General features: G+C 35.0%; 19 protein-coding genes. 15 read left to right on the plus strand and 4 right to left on the minus strand.

Annotation, left to right across the window (positions count from 1 at the left end):
- Positions 1 to 83: 83 nt before the first annotated feature.
- Positions 84 to 1,127: an acyltransferase gene (locus AC07XU_RS00330; protein WP_494941641.1), complete on the plus strand. Its 1,044-nt coding sequence runs from the start codon at positions 84 to 86 to the stop codon at positions 1,125 to 1,127.
- Between the two features lie 272 nt (positions 1,128 to 1,399).
- On the opposite strand, the gene AC07XU_RS00335 is transcribed toward AC07XU_RS00330, so the two are convergent.
- Positions 1,400 to 3,361, minus strand: a complete 1,962-nt coding sequence (locus AC07XU_RS00335) for a KUP/HAK/KT family potassium transporter (protein ID WP_494941642.1) — start codon at positions 3,359 to 3,361, stop codon at positions 1,400 to 1,402.
- Between the two features lie 222 nt (positions 3,362 to 3,583).
- Here AC07XU_RS00335 and AC07XU_RS00340 point away from each other — a divergent pair, with 222 nt between their 5' ends.
- The 10 genes from AC07XU_RS00340 (at position 3,584) to AC07XU_RS00385 (ending at position 12,296) form a co-directional block, all read left to right on the plus strand.
- Positions 3,584 to 4,063, plus strand: a complete 480-nt coding sequence (locus AC07XU_RS00340) for a T9SS type A sorting domain-containing protein (RefSeq protein WP_494941643.1) — start codon at positions 3,584 to 3,586, stop codon at positions 4,061 to 4,063.
- A 31-nt stretch (positions 4,064 to 4,094) separates the two neighbouring features.
- Positions 4,095 to 4,706, plus strand: a complete 612-nt coding sequence (locus tag AC07XU_RS00345; RefSeq protein WP_494941644.1) for a fumarylacetoacetate hydrolase family protein — start codon at positions 4,095 to 4,097, stop codon at positions 4,704 to 4,706.
- A 4-nt stretch (positions 4,707 to 4,710) separates the two neighbouring features.
- Positions 4,711 to 6,465 carry a M23 family metallopeptidase gene (locus AC07XU_RS00350; RefSeq protein ID WP_494941645.1) on the plus strand — a complete coding sequence of 585 codons (1,755 nt, stop codon included), beginning with the start codon at positions 4,711 to 4,713 and terminating at the stop codon, positions 6,463 to 6,465.
- Between the two features lie 68 nt (positions 6,466 to 6,533).
- Entirely contained in the window at positions 6,534 to 6,995 is a 462-nt protein-coding gene (bcp, locus tag AC07XU_RS00355; RefSeq protein ID WP_494941646.1) for a thioredoxin-dependent thiol peroxidase, read from the plus strand.
- Between the two features lie 190 nt (positions 6,996 to 7,185).
- Complete coding sequence (locus AC07XU_RS00360) at positions 7,186 to 8,031, plus strand: transketolase (RefSeq protein WP_494941647.1); 846 nt, start codon at positions 7,186 to 7,188, stop codon at positions 8,029 to 8,031.
- Positions 8,032 to 8,155: 124 nt separating this feature from the next.
- On the plus strand, positions 8,156 to 9,112 hold the full coding sequence (locus tag AC07XU_RS00365; protein WP_494941648.1) for a transketolase family protein: 957 nt from the start codon (positions 8,156 to 8,158) through the stop codon (positions 9,110 to 9,112).
- Between the two features lie 82 nt (positions 9,113 to 9,194).
- Positions 9,195 to 9,746 carry an RNA polymerase sigma factor gene (locus AC07XU_RS00370; RefSeq protein WP_494941649.1) on the plus strand — a complete coding sequence of 184 codons (552 nt, stop codon included), beginning with the start codon at positions 9,195 to 9,197 and terminating at the stop codon, positions 9,744 to 9,746.
- A gap of 123 nt (positions 9,747 to 9,869) precedes the next feature.
- A complete protein-coding gene (locus tag AC07XU_RS00375) occupies positions 9,870 to 10,493 on the plus strand; it encodes a hypothetical protein (RefSeq protein ID WP_494941650.1) in 624 nt (207 codons plus the stop codon).
- A 52-nt stretch (positions 10,494 to 10,545) separates the two neighbouring features.
- Entirely contained in the window at positions 10,546 to 10,995 is a 450-nt protein-coding gene (locus tag AC07XU_RS00380; RefSeq protein ID WP_494941651.1) for a hypothetical protein, read from the plus strand.
- Between the two features lie 95 nt (positions 10,996 to 11,090).
- Positions 11,091 to 12,296 carry an aspartate aminotransferase family protein gene (locus AC07XU_RS00385; RefSeq protein WP_494941652.1) on the plus strand — a complete coding sequence of 402 codons (1,206 nt, stop codon included), beginning with the start codon at positions 11,091 to 11,093 and terminating at the stop codon, positions 12,294 to 12,296.
- 14 nt (positions 12,297 to 12,310) lie between these two features.
- On the opposite strand, the gene AC07XU_RS00390 is transcribed toward AC07XU_RS00385, so the two are convergent.
- Positions 12,311 to 13,231, minus strand: coding sequence for a DUF58 domain-containing protein (locus AC07XU_RS00390; RefSeq protein ID WP_494942983.1), 921 nt, complete (start codon positions 13,229 to 13,231; stop codon positions 12,311 to 12,313).
- 54 nt (positions 13,232 to 13,285) lie between these two features.
- Between AC07XU_RS00390 and AC07XU_RS00395 the strand changes: the two genes are divergently transcribed.
- The 4 genes from AC07XU_RS00395 to AC07XU_RS00410 all read left to right on the plus strand — a co-directional run bounded on the left by AC07XU_RS00395 (position 13,286) and on the right by AC07XU_RS00410 (position 15,910).
- A complete protein-coding gene (locus tag AC07XU_RS00395; RefSeq protein ID WP_494941653.1) occupies positions 13,286 to 14,221 on the plus strand; it encodes a DUF3078 domain-containing protein in 936 nt (311 codons plus the stop codon).
- A 115-nt stretch (positions 14,222 to 14,336) separates the two neighbouring features.
- A complete protein-coding gene (locus AC07XU_RS00400) occupies positions 14,337 to 14,756 on the plus strand; it encodes a DUF1801 domain-containing protein (protein WP_494941654.1) in 420 nt (139 codons plus the stop codon).
- Positions 14,757 to 14,792: 36 nt separating this feature from the next.
- Complete coding sequence (locus AC07XU_RS00405; protein WP_494941655.1) at positions 14,793 to 15,098, plus strand: hypothetical protein; 306 nt, start codon at positions 14,793 to 14,795, stop codon at positions 15,096 to 15,098.
- 17 nt (positions 15,099 to 15,115) lie between these two features.
- A complete protein-coding gene (locus AC07XU_RS00410; protein WP_494941656.1) occupies positions 15,116 to 15,910 on the plus strand; it encodes a DUF3667 domain-containing protein in 795 nt (264 codons plus the stop codon).
- 331 nt (positions 15,911 to 16,241) lie between these two features.
- On the opposite strand, the gene AC07XU_RS00415 is transcribed toward AC07XU_RS00410, so the two are convergent.
- Complete coding sequence (locus AC07XU_RS00415; protein ID WP_494941657.1) at positions 16,242 to 17,450, minus strand: PQQ-dependent sugar dehydrogenase; 1,209 nt, start codon at positions 17,448 to 17,450, stop codon at positions 16,242 to 16,244.
- A gap of 634 nt (positions 17,451 to 18,084) precedes the next feature.
- Positions 18,085 to 18,402 (minus strand): thioredoxin, encoded by a 318-nt coding sequence (trxA, locus tag AC07XU_RS00420; RefSeq protein ID WP_136878156.1) that lies wholly within the window; start codon positions 18,400 to 18,402, stop codon positions 18,085 to 18,087.
- Positions 18,403 to 18,438: the final 36 nt, after the last annotated feature.

An 18,438-nucleotide genomic window follows, 5' to 3' on the forward strand; every position in this document is an offset into this window, starting at 1 on the left:
CTCCATAAATATAACCACATAGACACATAGTTTTTTGATAACTGTGTGTCTATGTGGTTTAATCATTAACTTTGAGCTCTATAATGAGCGGTTTTAAAATCAAAGAAGATACTTCATGGCTTGATAACTTAAGAGTTATTGCAACAATTAGTGTTATTCTTTTGCATGTTGCTGCTCCATTATTGTTGCGGTACACAAATCTTTCTAGCTTAAATTGGTCAATAGCCAATTTTTACGATAGTTTGGTAAGGTTTTGTGTTCCCGTTTTTGTAATGATAACGGGTGCTTTACTGCTCACAAAAGATTATGAACTAGGTAATTATTTTAAAAAACGTGTAGCACGAATAATTTATCCCTCTTTGTTTTGGATGATTATTTATTCAGTTCATGCACTCCTTATTTTAAAGAACGCTTTTAAACTGCCATTTTTCGATATGCTAACCATTTCATCTAGTAAATTTGGTTATAAAACAACTTACCATTTTTGGTATATCTACATGATTATTGGCCTCTATCTATTGATACCTTTACTATCGAAATTGATTAGAAATGCTACCGAGAAAGAAATCATCTATTTTTTAACGACTTGGTTTTTAGTGGTTACTTTAACGCACCCAATGGTTGATGAGTATCTACCTACAATTAACCTAAAATATTTTGGAGGCTTTGTTGGCTACCTTGTTTTAGGTTATTATTTGTCGGTTAAAAATTTCGAAAAGGTAAAAAACATCAAAATTATTTCTTTTGTCATTTTTGTCTTCGGTGTTTTGTTAACTGCATTTGGCACCTATTTTCTTTCAACGTACAACCGTCAATTTACGGTAGATTTATACACTTATTTCTCACCCAACGTAATTATTGCTGCAAGCGGTTTGTTTCTTTTTATCAAACACATTAGCATCACAAATAACAAGCTCATATCAATCCTCAAAACGATAAATAAACATAGTTTCGGCATTTATTTCGTTCACGTAATTGTATTATATTGGCTAAACAGATTTGGCCTTAATGGCACTACATTCGGCCCGGAAATTGGTATTCCGCTTACTACAATGGCATGTTTAGTAATTTCCGGTTCCATTATTTCTCTGTTAAAAAGGCTCGGATTATCAAAAGTTGTGGGCTAACTTTTTTTGAAAAGCATGGTTCTGCATTCCATCGCCTTCTAAAGTCCTGCCATACACTTTATTTCGCCCTGCGTAAACTTCGGGCTTCATGCTCGTTGCTGTCAGGTTTAGGTTACTTGGGCATACCTAAGTAAATTAGACCCGACAAAGCGAAAAGCCCGCAAGGTGAGGAACGAAACCGAGGACTTGAAGCGATGGCGGGGATATCGAAACCGATAAGCACTGTAATTGCTCTTCAAAAACAAAAAACCCAGCTTTTAACTGGGTTCATATTAAACTGGTAAACGGTGCATTTCTATGTCGTCTGGCGTGACGAAAATTAATGGAACTTTCTCTACATCTACATAACTCGAATCTAAACCAAAACTGCTCACTTCAGATAAACTGATGCGTTTTAGCACGAAGTAATAGTCCATAATGGTACGTTCGTAAAGGCTAAGGTTGGTAAATTTAGACAAGTGTTTTTCTAACAACACAAAGCGGAAATCGCCTGTTATTTTATGCTTGTTTAATGATTTGTACTGACTGGTAATATCAACCTCACCGTTTTTAACCAACTCTTCTACCACTTTGCGGTACAATAAATTTACCCTTTGCTCTATTCTAAAACCTAATTTAAAATCTATTCGTATCAACTTGCCAGGAATTAAAAATTCTACCTTGTAATCCATGGTGTAAGGTTCATCCATTACATCAACATGCACCAACCAATACACATCGGCACGTTTAGGCTCTTTCTGAATAATGGAATAAATGATTTTAGATTCGATTTCAGTTTTGAAATTTGCACTTGTTAAGTAAACCAACTGCGATGAAAATTTAGGCACAGTTTCATCATTGCTCAATTCTTTTAAAATCTCGTAATAATCTTCAATTTCAACGTATTTTACAAAGCGATTTTTAATTTTTCGCGAGTTGTACCATGTCCACATTACACTTAAAAGCGCACAACTTAACAATAATGTAACCCAACCTCCATGTAAAAACTTAGCCATATTACCAATTAAAAAGGTAAGTTCTATTGCAGTATAAACAACTACGAAAATGACAATAATGTATTTTGGAAACTTCTTTCTGATCATGTAAACCGCCACCAAAACGGTTGTCATCAAAAACGTTAAATTAATGGCTAATCCGTAAGCGCCCTCCATTTTGTCTGATTCTCTGAAATAAAGCACGATTAAAATACATCCAATACACAATAACCAGTTAATTGATGGCACGTATAACTGACCCTTTTGCACACTAGGGTAATTGATACGAACTTTTGGCCAAAGGTTTAATCTTACCGCTTCAGAAATTAAGGTAAATGAGCCGGATATCATCGCTTGCGATGCGATTACTGCAGCTGTTGTAGCCAAAATAACTAAGTAAATTACCATGCTCTCGGGCACCAATTTAAAGAATGGATTATCTAGAGGGTTGTTTGGATTATAATTTGTATTGCTTAAAACCCATGCACCTTGCCCCATGTAATTAAAAATGAGCATGGCTTTTACAAAAATCCAACTGATACGGATATTTCTCTTACCACAATGCCCTAAGTCGCTATACAAAGCCTCTGCCCCTGTTGTACATAAAAATACACCACCTAAAATTAACAGAGCACTTGGATTGTTTATTAATAAATTAATGGCATAATAAGGGTTTAGTGATTTTATTACCGAAAGATCATCAGAGATATGCATTAGGCCAGTAATACCTAAAACGGCAAACCAAACAAACATAATAGGCCCGAATAACTTGCCAACCAGGTTTGTGCCAAATTGTTGGATAACAAACAAAAGTGTAATGATTGTTATTACAATTGGTAATACCGGTACTTGAGGAAATTTGAGTTTTAAACCCTCAATAGCAGATGTTACGGTAATACTCGGCGTAATCATACCATCGGCAAGTAAAGCAGCCCCACCAATAATTGCAGGTATTACTAGCCATTTTGCCTTTTTTCGAACCAAGGAGTATAGTGAGAAAATACCACCCTCTCCTTTGTTATCAGCTCTTAAAGTAATAATTACATATTTGATGGTTGTTTGCAAGGTCAATGTCCAAATAATACAAGACAAGGCACCTAGAACTAAATCTGAACTAATGGGCTGACCCGTATTAAAAACCGATTTGAAAATAGCTTTTAGGGTATACAGAGGTGAAGTTCCAATATCTCCAAAAACAATACCTAAACTTACAAGAACACCACCCGCTGTAAGCGCATTAACGTTTTTATGATTTGACACAGTTATAAAATTTGGATGCAAAATTAATTAAATAATTAATATTAAGCAGATTATTATTTCGAGTAAACTAAAGCGAAATTAATTTAATTAAACATTAAAAATATTGGGTGTTAAATAGTGTTAAATATTACTTTAAACAACAAAATGTTTAATTTCTTTGTTTAATTATTTATATTTTTGCCAACAGTTAAAATGAATTTAAAGCCCAAAATAGCGTTCTCAATGAGTTTACTATGCACCATATGCATGGTTGTCTTTTTGGGTTCTTCTGTTTTTGCGCAAAAGATTGATACTTCTAAAATATCTTACAAACCTAAACCAAAGGTTGTAAGCAGAGTACCACAAATCAAAGCTAACATTACCCCTTACAAACCTGGGAGTGTAAGTTTTAGTTCTTCTAATGGTCAAAACTCGCTTAGTTCTCCAACAAAAATAGGCAAGGTAATTACTGTTTTAAAAGTGTATCCAAATCCGGTTAGTGAGCAAATTAATATCAGTTTAAAGCTCGAAAGGGAATCTACTTTTGTTGTTAAAATTACAGATATGCTTGGTAATGACGTTGTAACGTTGGCAAACGAACGTGCACCAGCTGGTGAGCAAACAAAAACCTATACCATACCTAACAGGTTAAATACCGGCATGTATTTTTTAAAAATTGTTGCTGGTGGCGAGCCTGTGGTTAGAAAGATTTCTGTTTTATAAAATCCTTTCATTCTTTTTCTATTTTTGTTTCATGAAGATTATTGCCATCGGACGCAACTATGCTGCGCATGCTAAAGAACTAAATAACGCTATCCCAACTAAACCCATCATCTTTTTAAAACCAGATACTGCAGTTTTAAAAGACAATAAACCTTTTTATATCCCTGATTTTTCTTCAGATATTCATTATGAACTAGAAGTAGTGCTAAAGGTTTGCAAAGAAGGAAAACATATTGCCGAAAAATTTGCTAGCAATTATTATGACGAAGTTGGCTTGGGTATAGATTTTACCGCGAGAGATATCCAAACCCAGCACAAAGAAAAAGGCCTACCATGGGAATTAGCAAAAGCTTTTGACCATTCTGCTGCGATAAGTAATTTTTTACCAAAGGCAGATTTTGAGAATATGTACAATCTCCATTTTGAATTACAGATTAACAAAGAAACTCGCCAAAATGGCCATACCGCAAATTTGTTGTTTTCTTTTGAAAAAATAATTGCTTTCGTTTCTCAATATATCACCTTAAAAAAAGGAGATTTAATTTTTACCGGAACACCAGAAGGAGTTGGACAGGTAAAACAAGGAGATCAGTTAGAAGCGTGGTTAGAAGGCAAACAATTATTGAATTTTAGCGTTAAATAAATCAATGTTATATTCAAAAAAATATTTGAACGCCGTTTCGTTCAAAATACACCATTTATTCTTTTTATTGCCTTTTTTAGCCATCAAGGCAGATGCTCAGGAAGTTTTTAGCAAAAACAGTTATCCATTAACCGATTTTAGACAGCCGCTAGATATTATTCCACCTGCATTAGCTGGCTCTTTTGGCGAGTTAAGATCTAATCATTTTCATTCTGGAGTAGATTTTAGGACAAATCAACGTACTGGTTATCCTGTTTACGCAACTGCGGATGGATATATTTCTCGTTTACGTGTGCAAAATAGCGGTTTTGGTCTGGCCTTGTATATCAACCATCCAAATGGATTCACTTCCGTTTATGGCCATTTAGTGAGATTTAATCCTAAAATTGCACAAGAGGTTAAAAAGATCCAATACCAGAAGAAATCGTACGAAATTGATGAATTTCCAAATTCAGATTTTATTCTGGTTAGAAAAGGTGATATTATTGCCTATTCTGGTAACACAGGTAGTTCTGGCGGACCGCATTTGCATTTCGAGTTACGCGATTCTAAAACTGAGGCAACTGTAAACCCACAATTGTTAGGCATTCAGATCCCAGATAATATCCCGCCAGTTATTTCTTCAATGTATGTTTATCGATTAAATGAAAAACCGTTTAACGAATTTACTCCGAAACAATATTTTCAAGTTGCTGGAGGTAATGGTAATTATACTTTAAATAAAGTAAGTACAATTAACTTGAGCGGCGAAGTTGGCTTCGGGATTGTGGCAACAGACAGACATAGTGGCAACTCTGGTTTAAATGGAGTTTATTCTATTGAGTTATTTCTGGATGGAAAAGCTGTTTATACTTCGGCTCTAGAGAGATTTAGTTTCGAAAATAGTAAAGCAATTAACGCTCATGTTGATTATCCAGCTTTGCTAAATCTAAAACGAAGCATACAAAAAAGCTTTGTTGATCCAGGTAATCCGTTAAAAATTTACAGCAACCTTGTTAATAATGGTCGGATAAATTTTAACGATGGAAAATTACATCAGCTTAAATACGTAATTACCGACTCTAAAGGAAACAAAAGTACGTTGGCATTTAATGTTAAAGCAGATCCAAAAGCTGTAATTAACACATCAAATTTGCCAACGGGCACACCATATCAATACTCAAATGTAAATGAATTTAATAGTGAAGATGTAAAGGTTATTATTCCTAAGGGGTCTTTATATAATGATTTGAACTTTGTTTATAAGAAATTAGCAAAGCCTCAAAGCAATGCATTTTCGGCTATTCATCAAATTCATAACAACTTAACTCCATTGCACCTAGGTTTCGAAATTTGGATTAAAGCAGACAGCACCCTTAACAAGTATCAAAGCAAAGCCTTAATTGTAAACACTAATCGTTCTTCACAAGGTGGATATTTTGAAAATGGTTATGTAAAAGCAAAGCCACGTAATTTTGGTAGTTTTTTTATTGCAATAGATACACTAGCGCCTACAATTGTTCCAGTAAATATCGCCAATGGCAAAAACATGGCCGGTTTAAGTAAAATGAGCTTTAGAATTAGCGATAATCTATCTGGCATAAAAAGCTTTAATGGCTACATAGATGGTAAATGGGTTTTGATGGAATTTGATGCTAAAACAGCTAGCTTATGGCATAACTTCGATGAACAAACTAAACCTGGCAAACACAGCTTTGAGTTAATCATAATTGATATGAAGGAAAATACCAAACGTTATGCCATCGAATTTTACAGATAAATTATGATAATCAACTGTTTAAATGCCTAAATTGCTAACAGATTAAGACAATTAAAATATAGCGCATTATGAGTTTTTTACAGCAAGGCGATAAAGCCCCAGCATTCACATCAAAAGATCAAAATGGTAATACGGTAACCTTAAGTGATTTTAAGGGAAAAAAAGTGGTTTTGTATTTTTATCCAAAAGATAGCACTCCTGGCTGTACTGCCGAAGCTTGTGATTTTAGAGACAACTACCAAGGATTAAAAGCCCAAGGCATAGAAGTTTTAGGTGTAAGTATAGATGATGAAAAATCTCATCAGAAATTTATTACCAAATACGAATTACCATTTACTTTGGTTGCAGATACCGACAAATCTATAGTTGAAGCTTATGGTGTTTGGGGAGAAAAAAGTATGTATGGTAAAAAATATATGGGCACAAACCGTACAACTTTTATTGTTGATGAAGAAGGAAATATTGCTCATGTGATCACAAAAGTTGATACAAAGGCCCCAACTGCACAAGTTTTAGAATTACTTAAATAGTTTTTAGATTTGTTTATGGAGTAAGAATAAACTAATAAACTAAATTGTAGATTAGAAAAATTTGATAAAGTGCAAATACCTTTAATATTTTATAATTACCTTGCCTTTGTTAAATAAGCACATTTTTTAAATAGATGAAGTAATTTTTTGTCTAAACGACTTACTTCATCAACAAACCAATATTACATTAATGAAACATACAATTAGCGAATTAGAAGATATCGCCTCACAGGTTAGAAGAGATTGTTTGAGAATGGTTCATGCCGTTCAGTCTGGCCACCCAGGTGCCTCTTTGGGCTGTGCGGATTTCTTTACCGCATTATATTTCGAGGTGCTTAACCACAATCCAGAGTTTAAGATGGAAGGTGCTGGCGAAGACATGTTCTTCCTTTCAAACGGACACATTTCTCCGGTTTGGTACAGCGTACTGGCCAGATCAGGTTATTTCGAGGTGAGCGAACTTGCTACCTTCAGAAAACTTGATTCGAGATTACAGGGACACCCTACAACACATGAAGGCCTGCCAGGCGTACGCATTGCCTCTGGCTCACTCGGACAGGGACTTTCTGTTGCCATCGGCGCAGCATTGGGCAAAAAACTTGATGGTGATAAATCCATCGTTTATGCATTGATGGGCGATGGGGAACTTCAGGAGGGACAGAACTGGGAAGCTTTGATGTTTGCCCCTTTCCACAAGGTGGATAACCTGATTGCGAGCGTGGATTACAACGGTCAGCAGATTGATGGACCGACTGAAAAAGTATTATCCCTTGAAAACCTTCAGGCCAAATTCGAGGCCTTCGGCTGGCATGTAATTACCTCTGATGGTAATGACATGGCAGAGATTGTAAAGGCCTTGCATTATGCAAAATCCCTGACGGGAAAAGGCAAGCCAATTCTGAACCTGATGAGCACCCAGATGGGCTACGGGGTTGATTTTATGGTTGGCACGCACAAGTGGCATGGCTCTGCACCAAGCAACGAGCAGTTGGAAACCGCTCTTGGGCAGTTAAAAGAAACTGCTGGGGATTATTAACCCCCTACCCCCTAAAGGGGGAATTAACAAATTAACATTATAAATTTAAAAGCCCCTTTAGGGGTTTGGGGTATGAAAACCTGCGCAGCAAGCTTGAACGCTGTTAATTTAAAATATACACATCGTGAAAAAATACACATATACAGAAAAAAAGGATACACGTTCGGGTTTCGGTGCAGGATTGCACGAAGCGGGTAAACGCAATGAAAATGTTGTTGCACTTTGTGCCGATCTGGTTGGCTCACTAAAAATGGATGCCTTCATAAAAGACTTTCCTGAGCGTTTTGTGCAGGTTGGTATTGCAGAAGCAAACATGATGGGAATTGCTGCAGGCTTAACAATAAGTGGAAAAATTCCGTTTACGGGCACCTTCGCCAACTTTTCTACAGGTCGTGTATACGATCAGATCCGCCAGTCGATTGCCTATTCTGGCAAGAATGTTAAGATCTGTGCATCGCATGCTGGTCTAACGCTGGGTGAAGATGGTGCAACACACCAGATTCTGGAGGACATCGGTCTGATGAAGATGTTGCCAGGCATGGTGGTTATCAATCCCTGCGATTACAACCAGACAAAAGCTGCAACATTAGCGATCATGGATTATGAAGGTCCAGTTTATCTGCGTTTTGGCCGCCCTGTAATCCCGGTATTTACACCAGAAGACCAGAAGTTTGAGATTGGCAAGGCATGGATGGTAAATGAGGGGACCGATGTTACCATTATTGCAACCGGACACATGGTTTGGAGAGCAATTGAAGCTGGAGAACAATTAGCTGAATTGGGCATTGATGCTGAAATCATCAATATCCACACCATTAAACCTTTGGATGAGGAAGCTATTCTAAAATCTGTGAAGAAAACAGGTTGTGTGGTTACCTGCGAGGAGCACAACAAATTTGGTGGACTTGGTGAAAGTGTTGCCCGTTTGTTGACAACTGAATATTTGGCACCACAAGAATTTGTTGCCGTTAATGATAGTTTTGGAGAAAGTGCAACACCAGATCAGTTGATGACAAAATACAAACTTGATCCAGCTGATATTGTTGCAGCAGCGCAGAAAGTAATGAAAAGGAAGAAATAAAATAGATGTGAGATATTAGATGTGAGATTTGAGACACAGCGCTCAGTCTCACATCTCATATCTCAATACTCAAATCTCCAATATGAAACAAGTTGAAGACGCAGAAATATTGCAGAAATTTAGTGTTGAAAAGACACGAAATGAAGCCTTCAATTTGCTTTTAAATAAATACCAGCAAAAAATTTATTGGCACATCCGCAGAATAGTTATCGATCACGATGACACGGATGATTTAGTACAAGAAACCTTTGTTAAGGTTTGGAAAAATTTAGCCAACTTTCGCAGCGATTCGCAATTGTACACTTGGTTGTACCGTATTGCCACAAATGAATCTATCACTTTCCTGAATAAGAAAAAACTTAAAAATAACATCTCTTTAGATGATGTTGGTAGTGAGTTAGCAGAAACTTTAGCTTCATCATCGTACTTTGATGGTGATAAAATACAGCGCAAACTGCAAGAAGCAATTTTAACACTTCCAGAAAAGCAACGCCTCATTTTTAACATGAAGTATTTTGATGATATGAAGTATGATGAAATTTCTGAAGTTTTAGGTACAAGTGTTGGTGCTTTGAAAGCCTCATTTCATATCGCCGTTAAAAAAATTGAAAGTATTTTAATAAATCAAGATTAGCTTTTAAACCTTTTGCAATAAAAAGCATCAATAATACGTGATGAATATAATAGATGAAACCATCATGAGTTTCAATTGAAAACAATAAACACTCATGATGACTTCATAACAAATAAATATCAAATGAAAAACAATGAAAATATGGATTGGGAAAAGGAAGCATCGCAATTAGCGAGTTTGTCTCGTTCTACTCCGTATCGTGTACCTGATAATTATTTTGATGATTTGCAAGCTCGCATCAATCAATCTGTTTTTGTAGATGGCTTGATGCAAAAAGAAAATCAAGGCTTTGCTGTACCACAAAACTATTTCGAAAATTTAAGTGAACAAATAGAAAGTAAAATTGCTACAGCGCAAATTAAAGAATTGATTAAAGCCGATGGTTTTAAAACACCAGCGAACTATTTCGAGAAGTTAAATACTGCAATTTTAGATCAAACTATTAATGCAACGCCAAAAATTAAAAAGATTAGTTTATGGAATTCAGATATAGCGAAATATGCTGCAGCTGCTTGTTTGATCATTGCCACAGCAACAGGTTTCTATTTTAATCAAAATAAAGAAATAGCTCAAAACCGCACAGCAGAATTGGTTAGCGAACAAATGTTATATGATATTGATGAAAGTGTAATTATTGAGCATTTGCAAGAAAGTGAAAACATGAGTACTACGTTGGCATCTGACAAAGAAATAGAAAATTATATTTTAGAGAACTATTCATCTAGTGATATCTCTAATAACCTATAGGTGAAAAAGTAAATTGTATTACCAATCATCAAATAAAAACAAATACCCAAGAATGAAAAACTTAATTTTAGCCTTATTCATCTCATTTCCAATGTTTGCTTTGGCGCAAGGCCCAAGGCCAGGAGATGACAAAATAGAAGCTGCAAAAGTTGCTTTCTTTACTCAAAAATTAGATTTATCTGCTGAAGAAGCTAAAATATTTTGGCCAATATATAATGATTACCAGAAAGAACAAGGTGCTTTAAGAAGAGATAGAATGAAAAGCATGATCAGTTTTAGAAAAGTAACCGAAATTGATGACTTAACAGATGCCCAAGTACAAAGTTTGATTGCAGGTGATTTCGATTTTAGACAAAGAGACCTTAACATTGAAAAAAAATATTATGCTAAATTTAAAGCTAGTGGTTTGTCTATAAAGCAAATAGGTAAATTTTACAGAGCTCAAGAAGCATTTAAAAAAGAATTGTTAAGCCGTTTTAGAGGCAATCACAACAAACAATAATTTAAATAATAATTAATTTTTAAATCCCGTAGGTTATTTGCCTTACGGGATTTTTTATTGACAAAAAACGATGACAAAATCCTTATTTTTGTGCCATGTTAACACAACGCCAATTATTTCTAAAACATAACGCCCAAACCTCAACAACTCCACTCCTTTTAGAATTTGTAAAAGCAAAAGGAATTTACATACATGATGTTGAAGGCAAAAAGTACATGGATTTAATTGCTGGTATTGGCGTTAGCAATGTCGGGCATTGTCATCCCACAGTTGTGGAGGCAGTGCAAAAACAAGCCGAAACTTATATGCACTTAATGGTTTATGGCGAGTTTGTGCAAAGTCCACAAGTAGATTTTGCCAAAGCCTTGGCATCGGTTTTGCCAGCAAATTTAAGTTGCACTTACTTTGTTAATTCAGGTACTGAAGCAGCAGAAGGAGCCATGAAATTAGCAAAACGATATACTGGCAGAACAGAATTAATCGCTTGTAAAAATAGTTATCACGGCAGTACACAAGGAACCTTAAGTTTAATGGGCAACGAAGAATTTAAGCAAGCCTATCGCCCACTATTGCCAGATGTACAGTTCATAGCATTTAATTTAAAGGCAGATTTAGCTAAAATAACCGATAAAACCGCAGCAGTTTTTGTAGAAACTGTACAAGGCGAAGCCGGCATTAGAATACCTGATGTAAGCTACATGAAAGCATTGAGAGCCAAATGTACTGAAACAGGTACTTTGCTAGTTTTAGACGAAATACAATGTGGTTTTGGCAGAACGGGCAAAATGTTTGGTTTCGAGCATTTTGATATTGTGCCTGATATTTTATTGTTAGCGAAAGGAATTGGCGGTGGAATGCCTATTGGTGCTTTCATCAGTTCAGAAGAAATTATGTCGGTGTTTTCTGAAAATCCAATTTTAGGTCATATCACTACATTTGGCGGGCATCCGGTAAGCTGTGCTGCAGGTTTGGCTACTTTGAAAACGATATTGGCTGAGGATTTAGTAAAAGATGTAGAAGCGAAAGGAGAACTTTTTAAAAGTTTATTGAAACACCCAGCGATTAGAGAAGTTAGAGGCAAAGGCTTAATGTTGGCTGCAGAATTTGAGAGTTATGATGTTTTAAAACAAATTATTGATGGCTGCATTGCCGATGGAATTATAACAGACTGGTTTTTGCATTGCAGTAACTCGATGCGTATTGCACCGCCATTAATCATCACTGAAGATGAAATTAGAACTGCTTGTGAAATTATTTTAAAAAATGTAAATAAGGTTGTTGCTCTAAATAGCCAGAATTGAACTAATGAACCAATCTACCCCATCCTTTGTCGCTTAATTAAATAGGCCTGCAACACATTCTCGAAACCTTCGTTTATATCAGCATCAACCATATCAATTTTATATTGCGCACATTTTAAAGACAATTGTTGGCGGTAAGCACTCATCTCGCTAATGTAGGCCAATGCTACTTTATTAGCATGCGCTTTCAAAACCACCCCTGTTTCCATATCAACAAACTCATAAGGTCTGTTTTCAAACTTAAAGTCAACTTCTTTATTTTTATCGGTAACGTTAAAAATAACTACTTCGTGTTTGTTAAATTTTAAATGTTGTAAGGCAGAAAATAGTGCAGCAATTTTACCTTCATCATGCACCGTTTGTAATAAATCGCTAAAAATAATCACTAGCGATCTTTTATGAATCAGCTCTGCTATTTGATGCAAAGCCGAAGCCAAATTAGTTTGCAAGTTCATTTTATTTGCTTGTAAAACCTGTTCTAACTGTGCGAACAAATATTTCTGATGTGTATTAGTAGATTTTGCAGGTGTGGTTAATGTCACTTCATCAGCGAACAAACTTAAACCAAATGCATCTCTTTGTTTTTTTAGTAAATACATTAAACAAGCAGAACTTTGAACTGCAAAAGTTAACTTATTGTATTTTTCATCAGGAAAATACATAGATGAAGAAGTGTCAATTACAAACTGACAGCGTAAATTGGTCTCTTCCTCGTAACGCTTACTAAACAGTTTATCTGTTTTGGCAAAAAGCTTCCAATCAATATTTTTAACACTATCACCTGTGTTGTATAACCTATGCTCGGCAAATTCTACCGAAAACCCATGAAAGGGACTTTTGTGCAAACCAGTTATAAAACCTTCCACAACCTGACGTGCCAAAAGTTCTAAATTGGTATTCCATTGTAAGTCTTCATATCTAATTGCACCCGCCATCATGTAAATATAATATAAGATTTTTATTATGTTTAGCGAAAATTATATTTTAAAATGAAAAAACACTTTTTATTAGCTATATCATCCCTGATTAGTTTTAACAGTGTAAGTCAAACAATTCAAAACGGAAAAGTAAACACAGAAAGCACAAAAATTGTAGGTAAGTTAGATACCTCAAAAAAACAAGAAGGTTGGACAGTACGCGGAACGAATGTTCTATTGCTCAACCAAGCAGCATTCTCTAACTGGGTGGCTGGTGGTAGTAACTCTATAGCTCTAACCGCGAGGGCTGACTATGAGTTTAACCTAAAAAAAGGAAAAGACTTGTGGGAAAACAGGTTTTTATTTGGTTATGGACTTAGGTCTGAAGAAAATCGAAAATCAACAAAAGTTGAAGATGTGATTGATATAACTTCGAAATATGGCCATCAAATTAAGCAAAGTAACTGGTTTGGCGCAGCTGCATTAAACCTTAGAACGCAATTTAGCAAAGGGTATGATTACAGCAAACCAACGCAAGGTTATATCAGTAATTTCCTTTCGCCGGGTTACTTAACTTTTGGTTTAGGAGCAGATTACATTCCTAATGACAATTTCCAACTTAGTATTCATCCATTTACTTCAAGATTGACATTTATTGGCGACAATGCAGTTTTTGATCCCAATAAAGATGGTATTTTAACCGATGCTTATGGCGCCAAACCGGGAGAAAATTTTGTGTATCAACTTGGCGCCTATTTTGGTGGTAGATATAGAGCTAAACTGATGGAAAATATCCTTTTAGATAATAGATTTGGAATTTTTACCAATTACTTAAAAGATCCTCAAAATATGGTATTAGCTTATTCTGGGATATTAGATATGAAAGTCAATAAATTTATCACCACCCAAATTACAGCCGACTTATTTTATGATGATAACCAAATCGGCAAATTACAACTTAAAGAAACTTTAGGTGTTGGTGTAACCTATAAATTTGGCAAATATTAAGCTTTGATATGCAAATCTAAATTTTCTTAATCAAACTTGTAAATAATTGTATCTCAACCCTTAAATTTGGTTGAGATACTTTTTTTTTTTTAAAACAAAACCAATAAGCAAAGCGATGGCAAATCAAAACAAAACTACAGCAACAACTATTGATGTTTTCGATTTTATTGAAAAATACGTAGATAATGATCAGAAAAAAGCGGATAGCTTAAAACTAATCGAGCTGATGCAAGCTTGGTCGGGTTTTGAACCTAAAATGTGGGGACCCACAATAATTGGATTTGGCAGTTATCATTACAAATATGCAAGTGGGCATGAGGGCGATGCTCCATTAATTGCCTTTTCGCCTCGAAAGCCAGCATTTTCTTTATATGTAAGCTCACAAAACGATCAAAATACAGAGTGGTTAGCTCAATTAGGTAAATATAAAATGGCAAAGGCATGTATTTATGTAAAAAAGCTATCAGATATTGACATTTCTATCTTAGAAAAAATTTGCCGAAATACGCTTGAAAATCAAGATTATAATTGTTGAGTTTTATTTAATTGTTATTAAAAAAGCTGTTTTAAATTGCAGATCATTCTTGTAACTTTACAAAACCAACAGACAAACTACATGACTAAAAACCCTTTCGCAGAATTACCTGATGAAAAATTAATCAAACGAAGAGATCTTTTAAAAGGAGTTTTAGTAGGTATTGCTATAGTTTGGCTCTTAATTGCCCTATTTTTTGCATACATATTTTTTACCCGTGGTTTTAAAAACAACTCATTTATTGTCTTAATTCCATTATTTACTTTACCAATTACCTTATTGCCAACTTTTATCAACTTAAACTTTCTTTTAAAAGAAATTAAATCTCGAAATCTAAAATAACATTACTATCATCTCTCATGGAATACATTTGTCAAAACTGTAACAACGCAATAATTGAAAATTTTTGCGGTAACTGCGGACAAAAGAAATTTAAACGCATTGATAAAAAATATGTATTAGACGAAGTTCAATACTCGTTAATTCATACCAATAAAGGATTTTTATATTCAGCTAAAAAAATACTGCGCAACCCAGGTAAAACAGCTTATGAATTTGTTTACGGAAATAGGGTAAATCACTATAAGCCATTGTTGTTAGTTTTTTTACTGAGCGGTATTTCAGCATTTATATCATTCAAAATTATTGGATTAGATAAACTAATGGCAGAGTTTTATGCCTCTCAGCATATAAATTCTAAAATGATGAATGATATGCAAACCATTATGACTAGCTATAACTCGCTTATCATGTTATTGCTTGTTCCTGTTATATCGTTATTTACCTATTTGGCCTTAAGAAAATGGGGGCAAAATTACTATGAGCATATCATTATGAATGCCTATGCATTATGTTTTTACATTTTTATATGCATTTTGTTGTTGTATCCAATCATGTATATTTTAAAAACAAATGTGCATGCGGTTTCTATCTTCACAAGCTTAACCACATTTGTCTATCCGCCCTTATTTATATGGTTTTACAAAGGTTTTTACCCCGAAAAATCGCTCAAAGCCATTATAGGTAAAGTTTTAATTATTATGGGCTTAATGATATTAGCCTATATTATTGTGATAATGATTGCTGTTGTGATTGGTATTATTGCTGCAATTATAATTGGGCCAGAGGCTTTAAAGTACTTTAAACCACAGTAGTTACAAATTTTTAAGATTTTTGGCTATAAAAAAAAACCAATTACAAACTTAAAGCTTCGACAAAATTTTAAACAGTTTTATATAATTTTGTCGAAGCTTATCAGGGCTTTTGTTGCCAGATGTATTATCTCTTGTTTATTAAACCTGATATAAGCGAGCATGTAGGGGTAACTTCTTCTGTTACCCCGAAATAAAGCGTTTAGCAGGACTATGGTAACCGATAAGCACTGCAACTGCTTTTCAAATAGAAAATTGGTTGATAAACTAGCAACAGAGTAATGGCGAAATCCTTCGACTACGGTCAGGATGACAAACGTGTTATAAAGAATTACTATTTCTTAGCAATCTTATACAAATTACCACTATCGGTAACCGCATATAAAGCACCGTCTTTACCCGTAACTAAATCTCTCCAACGTTCGTTTTTATCTTCTAGCAAACGTTCTTCGCCAGCAATTTTATTGCCGCTAAGTACCAACCTAATGATATGAGAACCACCTAAGGCGCCAACAAATAAATTGTTTTTCCACTCTGTGATATTTCCTGTGTAAAATGCAATGCTCCCTGGCGAAATGCTTGGGTTCCAATAATAAGCGGGTTGTTCCATCCCTTCTTTCTGCGTAATTCCATCACCTACTTTAAAGCCACTATATTCTACACCATAGGTGATAATTGGCCAACCATAATTTTTACCTGGCTTAATTACATTTACTTCATCTCCTCCTTTAGGTCCAAATTCAGCTTCCCATAAAACACCAGTGGTTGGATGAATAGCTAAGCCATCTGGATTGCGTAAACCATACGCATAAATCTCTGGTCGTGCACCTGCTTGTTTAGCAAACGGACCATTTGCAACGGCCTTACCCTCTGGTGTTAAATGTAGTATTTTGCCTAACGATGAATTTAACTGCTGAGCTTGAATTCTAACACTTTTATCAGAGCGCTCGCCTGTGCTTACAAATAAGTTTCCATTTTTATCAAAAACAATTCTCGAGCCGTATTGCAGTTTACCAGTATGAGCTGGGGTTGCTCTGTAAATGATAGTCTGATTTTCTATCGCTGTTTCATTTGCAGCTAATTTTCCTTTCGCGATAGCTAACAAAACACCTTTGCTTTGTGGTTCTGAGTAAGCGAAATAAACCATTCTACTTTTGGAAAAATCTGGAGCTAGGGTTACATCTAATAAGCCTCCCTGACCAGAATCATCTACTTTTGGTAAGCCTGTTATGGTTTTGGCTAAGGTGCCATTTGAATTTAGAATTACCATTGTTCCACCTTTTTGGGTGATTAAAAATCTTCCATCGGGTAGCACCGCAATTGCCCATGGGTTTTCTAACTTTTTATTGATTACAGTTATGGTGTAGGGTGTTTTAGTTTTAATAGCTTGGATGCGGGTTTGACCGGCAAAAGCAGGTTTATAGTCTGCAGTAGGTTTGCTAGTTTCTACAGAATTTTGAGCAGAAACTTGGCTTTCATTTACACAGCTTAATAGAAAACTTGCTGCAAATAAAGTGGTTATAGAAAATTTTAACTGTTTCATAAAATTGGATTTATTTAAAAGAACGAAAAAATGTGGACAATAAAAAATCCGAAATCAAAAGACTTCGGATTTATATGTTAGAATTAAATATCTCTTAAAGATTGTGCTCTTTATAAATCATAGATTATCTAAAAAATAATCTAGCTTATTATGCTCTATGCCGCAAGGCATCAAACTTTTGAAGCATCAAAAGTATGCAAAAATGCTTATCAATCCCTCTATGTGCCTTTCTCAATCCCTGGCTCATCAAAAAACAGTGGCACTTCGTTTTGTTTGTTAGTGCCAAAGTTATGTTTGTACAAAATTGAACACAAAACCACTGCGTTTTAGGTTTGGAAGTACCAATTGATCTATTATGCTCCTGTTTTTTTGATTTGGCTGGCACTAGGGATTGACGGAAGTCTTGGCTTTAGGCAGTAATATATTTGCGGGACATAGCAAAACGCTAAAAATCCAATGAAGAAAAACATGCGTCCACATGATAAGATATATAGGAAGACACAGTTCCTAAGCAATGGCGATAAGGTTAAAAAAAAATCCGAAATCAAAAGACTTCGGATTTATGTATGACTAAAATAAGAGTTTTGAGCTTGAGTTATTTTATAACTTCAGCATTTTCCTCTCAAACCTTTTTTTACAATTGTGCGTCTAACTTTCCTGCTAAAACAGATTTAGGCACTGCACCTACTTGTTTATCTACAACTTCACCATTTTTGAAAAACAATAACGCTGGAATATTACGAATACCAAACTGCGTAGAAATTTGTGGGTTGTTATCAACATTAACTTTTCCTACTAAAGCTTTTCCTTCGTAATCTTTGCTAATTTCATCAACAATAGGACCAACCATACGGCATGGACCACACCATTCTGCCCAAAAATCTACCAACACTGGTTTATCTGATTTTAATACAACTTCCTCGAAGTTTGCATCTGTTATTTCTAAAGCCATAACTTATTTTTAAATTTATTTACAAATATATAATCA

The organism is Pedobacter sp. GW456-11-11-14-TSB4 (assembly GCF_059424425.1).